Genomic DNA, 14,459 nt, shown 5'->3' with positions numbered 1-14,459 from the left:
TCCGGCGCGGGAGCGTCGTCCGGCGCGGGAGCGTCGTCCGGCGCGGGAGCGTCGTCCGGCGCGGCCGTCTCCGCTACGGGCGCGTCGACCGGGGCCTCCTCGGGCTCCGGGTCGGGAGCGGGCTGCACCGTCGGCGGCGCTGCGGTCGCGGCGGCCGCCCGCTCCGTCTGGGCATCACGCACGCGCTGACGGGCCCACTCCAGCACGCCCTCCCACTGGGGGTGGCGCGTGGTCGCGTCCCCGGGGCCCGTCACCTCCAGGCGGTGACCGTCCTGACCCGGCAGTCCCTGCTGGTAGACCATCTCCACCGTGAAGTCGGTCTCGCCGATGCGCAGGTCCCACAGCGGTCCGTGGTCCAGCGGCGCACGGTTCCGGCGGGCCCCCGTCGAGCGGGCGGTGACGGACTCGCCTTCGGGGATGCCGAGTTCCTTCAGGTCCTGGCCGTAGGTGAAGTAGACCCAGTCGTCGCTGTCGTTGGGGTGGGTCTCGGCGGTGCGCCCCAGCGCGGCCCGTTCGGTGAGTTCGACGATGGAGCCGACGGAGACGCCGGTACCCACGGACACGCCGGACAGGTCACGCGTCACGAAGCCCCTGTACCCGCTCTCGGCCTCCTTCGCGGTGCGGTAGCGCTGACCCGTCGGCCGGTGGACGCTGGTCCACTCGTTCTCGGCGGTGCGCCGGTAGACGATCTCGTCGTCCTCCGGGTGGGGCCGGGGCTGGATGCGTACGCCGTCGCGCCGTGCCTCGGCGAGGTCGGCGAGGCTCCGGTACTGCTGGTAGGGCAGGCCCAAGGTCAACTCCACGCAGGGGCCGCACTCGGCCGCCATCTCCGCATGGTCCGGGCCCATCCAGTGCAGCACCACGGTGTAGCGGTCGGTGTCGGTGGCTCCACAGCGCTCACACTCGCCGTGGTCGGCGTGCCCGTACACGCCGAGCCGCCCGTCCGGGGCCCCTTCGGTGCCCGGTGAGACGGCGGGTTCCGGCTCGCTCCGACCACGCCGGCGGCCGGGGCGCTGCGCGGGCGCTGGCGCGGGAACCGCCTCGCCGAAGAGGTCGAGCTGTCCTTCGTCCGCGCCGCCCGCCACTTCCGGCTCCGGCTCCGGCTCCGGCTCCGGGGCAGGGGCAGGGTCGGGCTCCGGGGCCTCCGGTGCCGGAACAGGCTCAGGCTCCGGGGCGTCAGGAACGGCGTCGGGCTCCGGGGCGGGGTCGGGCTCCGGGGCGGGGTCGGGCGGTGTCTCCTGTGAAGCGGGCGTGATGTCGTTTCCGCTGCCGAACAGGTCGAGCTGTTCCTCCGGCTCGTCATCGGTGCCCGGAGCGGGCTCCGGGACGGGCTCCGCCTCGGTGGTCTGCTGCTCGGTCTCGGCAAGGTCGGGGGCCGGTTCCGCCTCCGCGGCCCGGAGCTGTGCGTAGACCGGGCCCGCCACTTCGGAGTGCAGGCCGTTGCGGTCCCGGACGGCGTCGTCGTCCTCGCGGAAGTAGGCACGAACCCAGTCGGGCCAGTCGCCCGGCGGGACGTCCGCCCACTGTCCGGTCATCCACTCGTTCGTCCAGGAGGCCAGCGCGATGACGAAGTTGTTGATGTCGTTGGCGCGCGCCGCCTGCGCGACCTGCGGCTCGGCGAGTGCCGCGGCGGTGAGGGTCTCCAGTGCGGGCCCACGCAGGGCGGGGTCGGTCAGGGTGCCGGGGAACTGGCGCAGTGCGGCTACCCGGTATGCCTCGGCGGCCGCCTCCGGCTCCATCGCTCCCGGCTGGACCGTGACTAGGTAGAGGGCGCCGACGTTGGTGTCCCAGCCGTTGGGCCACCCCTCCACGTCGCAGACGACGTCTGCGTAGCGGAAGCCCTGATCGTTGGTCTTGTAGCCGCCGACGATGCCCAACCGGCCGGTGGCGACGAGCAGGACGCGGTCGCCGACGGCGGGCTCCGGGCGGTCGGTGCGCTCCAGTTCGTTGATGCGCTGCCGTCCGGCCGGGGTGATGTCGATGTTGAGCGTCGCCCCGTACTCCAGCAGTCCCGCGTCCATCAGCCGCTCGACCGTGGTGCCGTCGACGCGGACGCCGTCGCCGGTGATGACGATGCGGCTGGTGTCCCAGGTGACGCCGTCGTCGGCAACGCCCGCGGGCATCAGTTCCCGGTAGGCGGCGTAGAGGATCGCGAACTCATCGGACACGACGGGCAGGTCGCTGTCGTCGTCCGCTGCGGGCGCCGGCGGCGCCGCGGGTGGCTCCGGGGTGGCCGGGCCGGGGTCGACAGGGCCCTGCTCCTCGGCAGCGGCCGCGGGGGTGGTCTCGTCCGGGGCGGGCGCGGGTTCGCCCGGCTGGTCCCCGGTGCCCGGCTCCTGCTGAGCGGCGGGCGCCTCCTCCGCCGGAGCGGGGGCGTTCTCGGCGGCCGCGGCCTGTTCGGCGGTCAGGGCCGCGATGGTGGCCTGCGAGCGGGCGGCGAGGCCGTGAGCCGCCGCGTAGACGTCCTGGAGGGGGTCGAGAAGGTCCTGTTCCACGGCAGGCTCCAGGGCCATGCACCAGGCGGCCACGCCGTAGACCCGGCGGACGATCTCGTCCGGGCCGCCGGGGACGGGTTCGCGCAGCGCCAACCGGGCCCGGTGGTAGGCGATGTGCAGTTCGGCGATGGGGTTGTCCGGGGTGCCGAAGCCGTCGGGCCGGGCGTCGTTGTCCTGCTGGAGGTAGGCCTGGACGGTGGGGTGCTGGCTCCACCGGTCGTAGGCGGCTTCCAGCGCCTGGACGTCTTGCAGATCGTCCTGGTCGGTGAATGGGGGCGCGTTGTAGAACTGCGGCACCTCGTCCAGGTTCGGCGCCGTCACCTCCAGCTCCGGCAGCCGCGCGGGCCGCTGGGGTGGCTGCTGGCGCTCCTGGCGGCTGGTGTGCACGGTGACCGTGCGCCCGGCGGCCGCGAGGACGCGCACGGCGTCGTCCACGCGCTGCCTGCGGGTCGGTTCCTTCCAGGTGCGCGGCAGGTACCAGCCGCCGACCTTGCGGGACTCCTTGAAGCCGCCGCCGGTCCACATCGCCGCCCGGGCGGTGTCGTCCTCCGGGCTGACGCCGAAGACGAGGGTGTCGGAGCCGTTGTGCAGAATCCAGACCGGGTCACGGCCCTGGTCATCGAGCGTCGGCCGGTGCACCTGGTCGCCGTAGACGACCGCGTGGTGGTTGGCCATGCGCTTGGCCACGGTGGGGCCGTCCTCAGTGCCCCGGACGGTGTCGCCCTGGACGTCGCCCAGGTAGCGGTACTTGGTGTAGCTCCACTTCGCCGTGCCGACTTCCTCGCCCGCCTCGGTGTAGAGGCGGACGGTGCGGCCTTCCTCGGTGTAGTGGTAGCCCTCGGCACCCGGGACCGGTACGGCGCCCTCGGGGAGCTGCGCGACCTCCTCCGACTCGTTCTCCTCGGCGGGAGCGTCCTCGGCGGCGGCCACGGGCTGCGGAGCCGTCGCGGGCGCGGGCGCCGGCGGAGCGTACCGGTCGCGTGCTTCGGCGAGCTGTTCGTCGGTCGGGGGCACGGTCTCGCGCAGCGCTTCGGCCAGGGCGTCCATCGCCGTGCGGATGGCCTGGTTGCGGTCGTCGCGCCGGAAGTGGATCTCGGCGGCCAGGTTCCCGTGGGCCCACCACGGCTTGAAGGGGTCGCGGTTGGCGGTGTTGTGCGCCACCGCGGCGTCGATCCAGGCCGGGAGTTCCTCCCACAGGATCGTGGTGGTGACGTCGCCCTGTTCGATGGTCAGCCCGTCCGATCGGGTCGACAGGTGGACGTCGCCGTCGCCGCGCAGGGCAGGCGGCAGCTCGCTGCTGGTGGAGGCGTAGAAGGCGGTCGTCGGTGTCTGCTGCTGCTCGGCGATCCACTCCCGGACCCGGTTGGTGGGCATCACGCCGGGCACCGTGCTGACCGGCTGGCCGTCGACCGCGACGGCGCTGACGAGTCCGCGCACCTGGTCGTCGCTGAGGACCGCCATGATGGCCCACCCGGCGGACTGGTGGGTGCGGGCAGGCTGCGGGCCGCCGATGTGGCCGACCATGACGTTGTCGCCGAGAGCGTTGACCGCGTCCTGCCAGAGCGCCTGCCGCGCGTCGTCGTCCGATGCCTCCGCCGGGGCCGGAGCGGGTTCGGTCTCGCCCTCGGCAGGCGCCTGCGGTGCCTCCGGTTCGGCCGGCGCCGGTTCCTGCGGTCCGGCCTGTGGCGGTGCGGGAGGTGCGGCGGACTCCTCGGGCGCCGGGGCCGGTTCCGGCTCAGGAGTCGGGGTGTCCTGTGCGGCGGGCTGCGTCTCCTCGGGTTCGGCGGCGGCCCGGGCCTGCTCCCAGGCGATCCCGGCGGCCTCGGCGACGAGCATGCTGCGCGTGGCCCGGGTCTCGGGCTCGTAGTCGAGGAAGGCGCGCAGCCAGGCCGGGCGCGCGTCGGTGTCGGGGATCTGCTCGGCCTGGTCGAGGGCCCACTCCTGCGCCCAGTCGGCGAAGGCCTCGCGGAACCGGTCGCCCTCGTTGGCGTCGACCTGCGCCCAGGCGGTCACGTCGCCGTCGGCGGCCGCGGCCTCGGTCAGGGCGCGCAGGGCCTCTTGGTACTGCCCCAGGTCGGCGAGGTCGGGGGTGCGCAGGTCCGCGTCCGTGCGGTCGACCACACGGGCGCCACCGATGATCTGGCCGTCGCTGACGACGACGGCCGTGCCGCCGAGCATCCCGGCCATGGCGGTGGCGTCGTGCATCGCCATCTCCGCCTCGGTCATCTCGCGGCCGCCGTCGCCGGCGGCGCCGGGGTCGAACTGCGGGCCCGACCCGGTCTCGCGGCCGGAGGCGATGGCGGCGCCCGAGATCTGTTCCTCCAGGGCGGCCTTGCGCTCGCGCACGGCTTCCAGTTCGGCGTGCTTCTCGAAGGGTCGCCCGATGTGGGAGCGGGTGTCCTCCAGCGCCGCGCGCCACTTGGCGACCTTCTGCTCGATCTCGACCGGGGCGGTCACCGCTTCGTCGGCGGCCTCGCCCAGTGCCTTGACGATGCGCCAGGACTGGCCCTTGCCGAACCAGCTCAGGTTCAGGCGGACGTCGACCTGGTGGCCGCCCCCGACCAGGTGCGCCCATCCGTCGTACGCGATCCCGCCGAACTGTTGGCGCCGGTGCCAGGTGAAGCCGACTTGCAGGCCTCGCCAGCGGTAGCCCGCGTCCAGGTCGAGGGTGGGCTTGGAGCCCTGTGCGGTCTGTGCGAGGACGCCGGCGACGTCGTCGGGGTCGATGAGGCGGCCGTCGGCGGTGCGCCATGTGTCGTCCTCCCCGGCGGCTGTCACCGCGTCGGCCATGGCGCGGATGCCGGGCAGGGTGCGCTCCGCGTCGCGGATCTGGTCGGAGAGGACTTCGACCTTGCGTTTCATGCGGGCCTGCGCCTGCCGGTGGCCGTCGGCCTCGTTGAGCAGCATGGTCAGCTCGCCGTTGACGTCGGCCAGCTCCAGCAGCATGGGGTTGCCCGTGGCGACGGCCTTGGCCTGTCCGAAGCCCGCCCCGACGGGGTCGATCTCCTGGATGACGCGGCCGACCTTGCGGCCGGACATGATCTGCACGATGGGCCGCTGCTTGCGTTCCAGTTGCTGGAACATGTAGCTGTCGAAGCTGTTCAGCGCGATGTAGCGCAGGAACTGGACCGGGCGGTTGATCTTGATGAGCAGGTTGCCGGGGCGCCAGGCCCGTCCCTCGCGTTGCTCCCACTCGGCGGGCTTGTGCGGCGGGTCGGCGTGGTGCAGCGCAACGGCGCGGGTCTGGACGTTGACGCCCGTCCCGCCCTTCTCGGAGGACATGAACAGCACGCTGACCTTGCCCGCACGGGCGTCGCTGAACAGTTGCTCCTTCGCGAGGTCACTGTTGTAGTCGTGGATGAAGCGGATGCGCTCGCGCGGGATGCCCGGCAGGCCTTCCTCCGGCAGGCCGTCGATCAGGCCCTGGCGGATCTTGCCGTAGACCTGACTGCCGCGTTCCTTGCTCGGGGTCCCCAGGTCGCAGAAGATGATCTGAAGGCCGCCGGAGACGTCCTCCGGGTCGCCGGGAAGCTTGAGGTCTTTCGTTTCCTCGTGGATCTGGAGAACGTTCCTGGTGATGGCCCCGGCCTTGCCCGGGCCATCCGGCTCCATCCCGACTAGCTCAAGGTCCAGGGCGGCCTTCCGACCGTCCGTGATGACGTTGAGCATGTTGTCCTCGAACGGCTTGACCTTGCCCTGCTGGATCAGGTCAATGCGGTCGGAGATCGAGCTGACGTACTGGACCAGGTTCGGGGTGGCCTCGATCTCCACGAAGCGGTCGACGCGCTCCGGGCGCTCGATCTTGAACGCTTCGGGCGGCCGCAGCTCCGCGACCTCCGCAAACAGGGCCAGGGCCTCGTCGGCGTTGGTGTACTCCACCGGGCGCCGTTTGAGGCGGAAGCTGACACCGTCGACCCCGACCTCCGGCCGGGACTCGAACTGGATGAAGTTCGCTGCCCAGGCGTCGGGGCTGCCCAGCCCCAGCTTCTCCAGCCGCTTGGGCATCGTGTAGTGCTTGAAGACGTACATCTCGCGCACCGAGTTCGAGATGAACGTGCCGCTGTAGAGGGCGGTGACGTTGTCCCGGCCGGTGCGCTCGCGGGTGACGATGAGCTTCAGATCGAGGTCGGTGGCCCGCTTGGACGGCTTGCCGAGCGACATGCCCTCGGTCGTTGCCGGCAGGGCGAGGTTCTTGAACAGGTGCGCTTCATCGACCTGGAGGAAGTCCACGCCCAGGTTCTCGTACGTGACACCGGCGTCGGTGGCCTTTGAGCGCAGGTCGGAGGCGCGGGCGTCGAACCGGTCGACCATCTTGGCGATCTCTTTGATGCGCCGCTGATTGGCGTCGTCGCCGTCGATCGCGCTCAGGGCGACGCGGTACTCGTTGGCCAGCTCCTCCAGGTAGGTGGCCTCGGTGACGGGGTGGACCCCGAGGCGGCCGAAGGAGTTGTGCGTCATGACGATGGCGTCCCAGTCGCCGGTGGCGCACCGGGCTGCGAACAGCATGCGCGAGCGGGCGTCGGCGAGGTCCTTCTTGCCCGCCATGAGGATCTTGGCGTTCGGGAACAGCTTCTTGCCATCCCGGGAAATCTGCTCCAGCAGGTGGTTCGGGACGACGATCATCGGCTTGTTGACCAGGCCGAGCTGTTTGAGCTTGACCGCCGTCATGAACATCGTGGCCGTCTTGCCGGCGCCGACCGGGTACGGGCACAGCGAGCCCTCTTCCGCGCTGAGCACACGCTGGACGAAGTCCCACTGGTGCTCGTACGGCTTGAACTCCGGGTCCATGCCGTCGACCGTCAGGTGGGAGCCGTCATGCTTGGGCAGGACGGTGGAGTTGAAGATGCGGTTGTAGTCGGCGGCCAGGCGGTCCGCCCGGTCGGGGTCCTCCCACACCCAGCTCGCGAAGCGGCGCATCAGCGCCGTCATCTTCGACTCCGCGAGCATCGTCTCCTTGTCGTTGCGCACCCGCCGTGAGCCGCCGTCGGGCGTGCGGAAGGTGTCGTAGACCTTCGGGGCCTGCCCGTTCAGCGCGAGGTCGAGCAGCTCGAAGCCGTTGACGCGGGAGGTGCCCCACTCGCTGGTCGCGGCCTCCGGGATCGTCATCGGCATGTCGACGTTCCACGTCGCCGTTTTGGCCACGTGGATGATGTCGACGCGCACGCCCAGCATCTCCTCGGCGAAGGCGGTGACGTCCTCCACCGGAATCCACGGGGCGCCGAGCTTGGCCTTGATGTCCTCCGGCGGCAGCGGTTCGGGCTGGACCTCGCGCAGGGCGTCGACGTGCCGCTGGAGGTCGTCGCGGCCCTGCGACAGCAGGAACTCGGCGCGCTCCAGCTTGTCCACGACCGGCCCGGACAGGTACGAGCCGCGGGTGAGCAGTTCGCCGCTGTCGGGGTCGGGGAAGACCAGGTCCCCGAGCGCGTCGGGCACCTGGTCCTCTTCGATGCCCAGGAGTTGCGCGATGGTGGGGACGTCGATCTTGTTCTTGAAGTTCAGGCAGAGGGAGAGCGCCTCTTCCGGCGTCTCCGCCGACGTGGGCCGCTCGATGCGGCGGTTGACCCGGCGCAGCAGCAGCGGGGCCTTGTCCGCCTTCTGCGTCTCGTCGTCAAAGTCCTCCAGTGCGAGGACGGACACGAAGTCCGGGTCGCGGCGGAAGCCGCCCAGGCGGGGGTAGCGGCGGCTGACCGCCTTCTCGCCCGTCTCCTCGTCGACCTGGCCCTCGGCGAGGGTGAAGCGGTTGATCGGGCCGTGCGCCTTGACGTAGGCGTCGTAGAGCCGGTTCACCTCGGCGCGCAGCGGGTCGAGCTGCGCGTCGGGGGTGTCGTGGTCGGTCTCCGCCTCGATCAGCTTCAGCGTGGCGTCGCGCAGTGCGATGAGCTTGGGCAGTTCCTTGCCCGCGCGCTCGACCGCGACCAGCTCGCCGTCGACCACCTCGTGCGGCTTGCCGTCCACGAGGTGGAAGGAGCCTTCCTTCCGGCCGTCCTCGCGGACGGGGAAGGGCAGCGTGTCCTCGGTGAACGGCTGCGCGCCGACCGCGACCCGCCAGTCGCGGCCCTCGTTGCGGGCCGCCGCGGTGATGCCGTCGAAGGCGGTGCCGAGCGCGGCCGCGAGGTCCTGGCCCTCGGGAGCCTTCACGGCCAGGGTGTGCCCGTACTGCGCAGCCCGCCCCTGCTCGAACGTGCCGAGCACGTTCTCCGGGTGCTGGAGGAAGTAGTCGTTGGCGTACTGGCCGGGGACCGTGGGGATCTCACTGACCCCCATCCAACTGTCGTCCACGGGGCTGTCGGTGTCGCGCCGGCGGACGATGAGGATGTCGGCGAGGACGCCGGTACCGCCCTCGGCGAGGGCGCCGTTGGGCAGCCGGATGGCGCCCAGCAGGTCGGCATGCTTGGCGATGGCGCGACGGGCGGTGTCGTCCGCGAAGTCCATCGTGTAGCGGGAGGTCAGCAGGATGGCGACGCCGCCGGGGCGCAGGGCCTGCACCGAGCGCCAGATGAAGTAGTTGTGGATCGAGTCGGTGACCGCCTTCGGCGCGGTCTTGTCGTGGACCTGGAAGTTGCCGTACGGCACGTTGCCCAGGACGGCGTCCACCGAGTTCGACTGGAGACCGGCGTCCTGGAGCCGGGCGTTGATGATCTGCGCCTTCGGGTGGAGCAGCGCGGCGATGCCCGCGGTGGTCGGGTCGCGCTCGACACCGAACCACTCGACCGGCATCCGGTCGGGGGTGTGGTTGATGAAGGTACCGGCGCCGCAGCCGGGTTCGAGGATGCGGCCGCCGCGGAAGCCCAGGTCACGCAGGGCCGTCCAGCAGGCCTCGGCGATCCGGTCGGGGGTGTAGTAGGCGGTGGGCGTGCCCTGTTCGGCCTGCCGGTACTCGCGCGGCGACAGCAGGCGTTGCAGCTCCTCGCCGATCTCCGCCCAGGTTCCTTCACGGTTCTCCGCCAGGGCGGGGGCGAGCGGCCCCCAGCCGGGCCACTGCCGCAGCACGGCGAGGTCGTCCGGCGTGGGCGCGGTCTCGTCCTCGCGCAGCCGGAGCAGGGTCTCGATCGCCGCCAGGCTCGCGCGGGCCCGCCCGATCGGCCCGAGACGGCCCTCCGGACCGGGCTCGGGGGCAGGGGCGGCCGGGGCTTCGACGGGGTTGGACATGTCGTTCTCCAAGCTGCGGGGCCCGGCGCAGCCTCAGCGCCGACGGCCCGCGGGCGGTCGGGAGGGCAGCGAGCGCGTCAGGCCGACGCGGCGAAGACCGACAGGCGCGTCTCGAACTCCGCGTCGTCGCTCTCGGGCAGCCTCTGCGGCCCGTCCTCCCGGCTCGGGGTCAGCCCCGGGTTCGACAGCACCATGTCGACCCAGCGGGCGACCCGGGCGGGCGCGGGCACCAGGTCCTCACCCATGAACCAGTCGCTGATCCCGGCCTCGGCGGGCAGATGCAGCACCCAGCCGTACGCCTCGTTCCACACGAGTTCGAGGTCCTCGTCCTCGTCGGCGTACGGACCGCTGTCCGGCACCTCCAGCGTGACGACGGCCGTGCGGACCGCCGGCGGACGGCCGGTCACGGCATCCCCCGCGACGCCCAGGCCGATCTCTTCGATCTCGGCGACCACGGCCTGCACGTAGGGCTGGTGATCGGTGCGACTGTTCGTCATGCGCGCTACTCCCCCGCTACTCCAACGGGCGGACACCCGGCCCGTCCCGCACCGCCTGCACCGGGCACCACCCGGCCGACGGCAGACGTACATGATCCCTACCTGACGACCATAACGACTCAGAAGCAACCGATTTAAGTTCCCACCCCGACACGAACATCCCGCCCCGGGGCCCGCGTTCATCCCATGGGTTATCTGGCTACATTTCCTCTATGGCGAGGGTGAACATGAAGTTCCACGTGGCCGTGACCGAGGACGCCTTGAAGGCGCTCAACGCGCGCCGCAAGGACGAGCGCGAGCGCGAGGAGAAGTGGGTAGCCGCGCGCCGGAAGGAGCTGATCCTGCCCGGCATGTCGCGCCGTGCGGCCACAGCCGCCCGCCGCGACATCCGGGCCCAGGTGGCACGGATGCGACGGACCGGCGAGTTCGGCGGCACCCGGGACGACATCGTGACCCGCGCCGTCCGCGAGGAGCTGCGCGCCCGCGGCCTGGACCGCAAGTGGCCCGAGCCCCCAGAGGGTGAGGTCGAGGCCCCGGGCCGCCCCTGGGGCACCCCACCAAGCGCGCCCATGGGTGACGGCGGGTACACCGAGCGCGTCTCGGTGAATCTGCCGTACAAGCTCGGCGACACCGTCCGTCGCGCCGCGTACTGGACCAGCAAGGAAGCCGTCGAGGCTCTCCAGGATTGGGCCGACCGCTGGGGCGACGGGGTCGACGTCGCCCTCCGGGAAGCCGAACGCGACGGCATCCCCGCCGAACTCGCCCTCCTGTCCGCAGCCGGGCGCCCGTCCGCGCCACAGTCCGCCCTGGAGATCCGCGACCGCCTTCGCGCCAAGGTGCTCACCACCGGCGACCTACTCCGCGCGGCGATCGACCGGGCGGCGGGAACGGGCCAGCCCGAGATCCCCGAGCAGACCTGAGAGTAGAAACAATTGTTTCCATTCCACCGTTCCAATTGGAACGGCTTCGTTCGATTGGAAATCGAACGACGGATGTGCCTTCGCAGGCTCAGCTCCCCCTTGACGGCCGATGCTCGGTCAGCGGCTCCACCTCTGGCAATATGACCGCGTCCGAGTACCCACCAGGGGAAGCCCACGGAGGTCACATGCCCCCCCATGACAATCCCGAGCCAGAGCACCGCGCCAAGGTCATCACCACCTTCCAGCAGAAGGGCGGCGCCGGAAAGTCCACCATCGGCGTCAACGTGGCGGCGGTCTTGGGAGAGAACAACCCCCCTTCCGACCCGAATGACCCCAACTGCCCATGCCCGATCGTCGCCGCCGGCATCGACCTCCAGGGCTCCCTCGACCAGTGGGCGCGGAAGGTGCCAGAGGCACGCCTTCCGTTTGACTACGTCATCACACGCGGCAAGCTCGGCGAGCTGCCCACCCTCGTCAAGGACCCCGCGGTGACCAGGATTGTGGTCGACACTCCCGGCTTCGCCGACATCGACCCAACGAAGGACCTGGACGCAGAGGACCCCCTGGGCACCGGACCGGCAGCCGAAGCGATGCGCGAGATTCTCGACCTCACCGACCTCGCCCTAGTACCGGTCGTGCCCGTGGAGACCCTGACCCACGGCCCAGCGGAGTACACGATCGAGCGCCTACTGCGCCCGCATGGAATCAAGTTCAGGGTGGTCATCAACAACTGGGACTCAGGGGCAGATCGCACGCGGGCCGACCTCAAGGACATGCAGGAGTGGTGCGAAGTGCGCGGCTACCCGTACATGCCCCAGGCCATCCGGCGCTACAAGATCCACGCGAAGGCACCCGAAGCTGGACTGACTGTGATCCAGTACCCGGAGAGCGGCACAGCGCTCCGGGCGCGCGAGGACTTCTACAAGTTGGCCCTGGCCGTGGAAGGACTGATCTGATGGGACGCCAGCGCGGCGCATCGGCCCAGGAGCGCTTCGAGTTCAAGAGCGCCATCGACATGGCCCGGGCCCTGCCGAACCTCTTCCGCCCCATCTCAGGGCAGCCCAAGACCCTCACTTCGGACGAGCGGCAGTCACTTGCCCAGTGCGAGGCGGCCGTCGACACGCTGAAGTGGGCCTTCTGGTTGGCCGGCAAGGCGTTGCAGATCATCCGAGACAGCCGGCTGTACCGCGCGGAGCACGACAGCTTCGAGGACTACTGCTGGACCCGTTGGGGGATGAAGGCCAACTACGCAGGCAAGCTGATCCGCACATGGCAAGTCGCGGAAGCCCTGTTCGATTTGGCGTCGAACGATTCGGTTCCAATTGGAACGCCCCGCCTATCCCTGGAGCAGGCCAAGAAGGCCAATCAGGCTCAGGTGTGGGAGCTGGTCTCCGTTCGCGAGACGTGGACCGTCGAAGAGGCGGTGTTCGTGTACGCGACGGTGGCCGCTTCGGACGTCCCGGTCACAGCGGAGGTCCTTCGAGGAGCCGTCGTGGCCCTCCCCAAGGGCGAAGAGTTCAACAAGGAGGCCGCCAAGGCGGCCATCCACGCCTTCCTGGACAACTGGAACGACGAAAAGGGCGAAGGGGAGGTCGACGTCACCGTCAGGGCGGAGAAGGCGGTCTCTCTGCCCTGGGTCCGGCGTCTCGCCCGGAAGGACAGGGCGGCCGCCGAACGCTATCTCGATGCACTCGAAGCGGAAATCGCGAAGTGCCGGGAGCAGCTCACCGTACCCGCGAAGCCGAAGCGGGGGGAGGCGGCAGAGTCTCAAGAGCGGACGGTCGAGGCCGTGGAGGAGTCGAAGGCCCTGGAGGCAGGCGCGGAGACCCCTGAACCTGCGGCAGCGTAACGACCCCGAACGCAAAGAAGCGGGCCCCGTCCGAGGACGGGGCCCGCTTCGTGTTGTCAGCTCAGGTGCCGCGCGCAGGCCGTGGTGAACAGGTTGGTGAACGGATCGTCACCCGGGTCCTGGAGGAGTTCCCACCAGGCGAGGGCGACCAGGTCGGCGAGTTCGTCTGCATGGGCGGCGCCGACCGGGATCGGGGCGGCGCCGGTTCCGCAGTGGTGGCCGGCGGCGGTGAGCCAGCCGGGCAGCCCTCCGTGCGGGAAGCAGACTTGCAGCGCGGCGTATAGGTCGGTGGGCACAGCACGGCCGGTCACGGTCAGGCCCTCTGGGGGTGCTGAAGGCGTGCCGTGGGCTGGACGAGGCGGCGCAGGAGCGGCACTCGGCGGGCCCGTGCGCGCCAGCGGGGTGGGTGGACGTGGCGCCAGGCGCTGCGCCATACGCCGTCCTCGGTGGGGAAACGCTGGCCGATCCCGCAGGTGCACTCCCAGCCGTACGGGAGCGGGGCGGAGTCGTCGCGGGTGGAGATGGCGACGACCTTGGTGTCGTCGTGGTCTCCGTGGAAGGTGCCGGTCACCCAGCGTCCAGCGCGGCGAGCGGCGGTGGCGGGGTCGAGGACGGTTGCCATGAGGGTCTCCTTGGGCGGGTCAGGCGACGAGGGCGGCGAGCAGTGCGGCGCCGAGGGTGACGAGCGAGGCGCCGGTGATGATCCCGGCGAGGCGCAGGCCCGCGTACTTGCGGCGGGCGATCTTTGAGAGGTGGATGACGTGGGCCACGCGGTCGGCCGGGGTCTGGAGGTCTTCCACCAGGTCCTGCGGGGTGCAGAGCGACCAGTAGAGGAAGCTGCCGCGTGCGGCGCCCGACAGGCGCGGGTGGACGACGACGAGCACGACGAGCATGGCGGCGATGAGGCCGACAGCGCCGGTGCCGACGAGGAGGCCGACAGTGAGCGGTAAGTCGTGGCCCGGGACCACCGCGACGAGGGCGGCGAGGGGCAGGGAAAAGCTGGTGAGCAGCACGCCGGACTTGGCGTCCGTGCGGGAGATCTCGGCGAGGACGGTGGCGTTGGCCGCGTCCAGGCGGGCGTCGAGGCTGTCGGGCTTGGTCATCGAGTCCCTTACGTGGTTGCTGAATTGGTCGGGGAATGCGGAGCGGCCGCGCTTCCCGTCGGGGTGCGCGGCCGCTCCCGTGCTGGTGGATCGGTGCTACGCCGCGGTGTCGGTGTCGACGTCGAACAGGCCGATCTGCATCTCCATGAGTTTCTGGTCGCGCTGGTCGTTGGCGCGGGCGCGCTCGGCGGCGAGCGCGTCGCGCCAGCAGGGCCAGCACCAGGGCCGCAGTTCCTCCAGCGGGGCGGCGGCGTTCTGCACGTCCTTGGCGTGCGGGGTCTGCGGGGCGGCCAGCAGGGGCTTGTTCTTGCCGCTTGTCGCGGCGTTGCAGCGCTCGCCGTCGCCCGTGTGCGTCTTGCCGCAGGCGCCGCGGCAGGTGCAGCGCCCGCCGTGCGTTTCGAGGACGGTGGTCAGGACGTTCCCGGGTCGCTTCACGATCGTTCCCC

The 14,459-nt window shown here is 71.1% G+C and carries 9 protein-coding genes; 3 read left to right on the top strand and 6 right to left on the bottom strand.

The genetic code is table 11. The features are described from left to right. On the bottom strand, nucleotides 1-9,644 hold a 9,644-nt coding region (locus ACFF45_RS17555; RefSeq protein ID WP_512701189.1), incomplete at its 3' end, for a helicase-like domain-containing protein. A gap of 77 nt (nucleotides 9,645-9,721) precedes the next feature. Next, on the bottom strand, nucleotides 9,722-10,141 hold the full coding sequence (locus ACFF45_RS17550; RefSeq protein WP_381347017.1) for a DUF6292 family protein: 420 nt from the start codon (nucleotides 10,139-10,141) through the stop codon (nucleotides 9,722-9,724). A gap of 212 nt (nucleotides 10,142-10,353) precedes the next feature. Here ACFF45_RS17550 and ACFF45_RS17545 point away from each other — a divergent pair, with 212 nt between their 5' ends. The 3 genes from ACFF45_RS17545 (at nucleotide 10,354) to ACFF45_RS17535 (ending at nucleotide 12,910) form a co-directional block, all read left to right on the top strand. Beyond that, nucleotides 10,354-11,061 (top strand): hypothetical protein, encoded by a 708-nt coding sequence (locus ACFF45_RS17545; protein WP_381347016.1) that lies wholly within the window; start codon nucleotides 10,354-10,356, stop codon nucleotides 11,059-11,061. Between the two features lie 185 nt (nucleotides 11,062-11,246). Further along, nucleotides 11,247-12,017: a ParA family protein gene (locus tag ACFF45_RS17540; RefSeq protein WP_381347014.1), complete on the top strand. Its 771-nt coding sequence runs from the start codon at nucleotides 11,247-11,249 to the stop codon at nucleotides 12,015-12,017. Continuing rightward, entirely contained in the window at nucleotides 12,017-12,910 is an 894-nt protein-coding gene (locus ACFF45_RS17535; protein ID WP_381347013.1) for a hypothetical protein, read from the top strand. Before ACFF45_RS17540 ends, ACFF45_RS17535 begins: the two co-directional genes overlap by 1 nt. Nucleotides 12,911-12,966: 56 nt before the next feature. Here ACFF45_RS17535 and ACFF45_RS17530 read toward each other — a convergent pair whose 3' ends face one another. The 4 genes from ACFF45_RS17530 to ACFF45_RS17515 form a co-directional block, all read right to left on the bottom strand. Continuing rightward, nucleotides 12,967-13,221 (bottom strand): hypothetical protein, encoded by a 255-nt coding sequence (locus ACFF45_RS17530; RefSeq protein ID WP_381347011.1) that lies wholly within the window; start codon nucleotides 13,219-13,221, stop codon nucleotides 12,967-12,969. 2 nt (nucleotides 13,222-13,223) lie between these two features. Further along, a complete protein-coding gene (locus ACFF45_RS17525) occupies nucleotides 13,224-13,532 on the bottom strand; it encodes a hypothetical protein (RefSeq protein WP_381347010.1) in 309 nt (102 codons plus the stop codon). 19 nt (nucleotides 13,533-13,551) lie between these two features. Continuing rightward, nucleotides 13,552-14,013: a Pycsar system effector family protein gene (locus tag ACFF45_RS17520; protein ID WP_381347009.1), complete on the bottom strand. Its 462-nt coding sequence runs from the start codon at nucleotides 14,011-14,013 to the stop codon at nucleotides 13,552-13,554. Nucleotides 14,014-14,109: 96 nt separating this feature from the next. Beyond that, the gene (locus tag ACFF45_RS17515; RefSeq protein WP_381347008.1) at nucleotides 14,110-14,448 is read right to left on the bottom strand and encodes a hypothetical protein; all 339 of its coding nucleotides are present in this window, start codon (nucleotides 14,446-14,448) and stop codon (nucleotides 14,110-14,112) included. Nucleotides 14,449-14,459 lie beyond the last annotated feature (11 nt).

This window comes from Streptomyces cinereospinus, from assembly GCF_042430725.1.
Lineage (GTDB): Bacteria > Actinomycetota > Actinomycetes > Streptomycetales > Streptomycetaceae > Streptomyces > Streptomyces cinereospinus.
The sequence above is the reverse complement of the archived record's forward strand: the minus strand, read 5'-3'. Positions and strand labels throughout refer to the sequence as shown.

Bases quoted from the DNA above. Each gene is read 5' to 3' on its own strand.
- ACFF45_RS17550 (WP_381347017.1), bottom strand. From the start codon at position 10,141: ATGACGAACAGTCGCACCGATCACCAGCCCTACGTGCAGGCCGTGGTC.
- ACFF45_RS17545 (WP_381347016.1), top strand. From the start codon at position 10,354: ATGGCGAGGGTGAACATGAAGTTCCACGTGGCCGTGACCGAGGACGCC.
- ACFF45_RS17540 (WP_381347014.1), top strand. From the start codon at position 11,247: ATGCCCCCCCATGACAATCCCGAGCCAGAGCACCGCGCCAAGGTCATC.
- ACFF45_RS17535 (WP_381347013.1), top strand. From the start codon at position 12,017: ATGGGACGCCAGCGCGGCGCATCGGCCCAGGAGCGCTTCGAGTTCAAG.
- ACFF45_RS17525 (WP_381347010.1), bottom strand. From the start codon at position 13,532: ATGGCAACCGTCCTCGACCCCGCCACCGCCGCTCGCCGCGCTGGACGC.
- ACFF45_RS17520 (WP_381347009.1), bottom strand. From the start codon at position 14,013: ATGACCAAGCCCGACAGCCTCGACGCCCGCCTGGACGCGGCCAACGCC.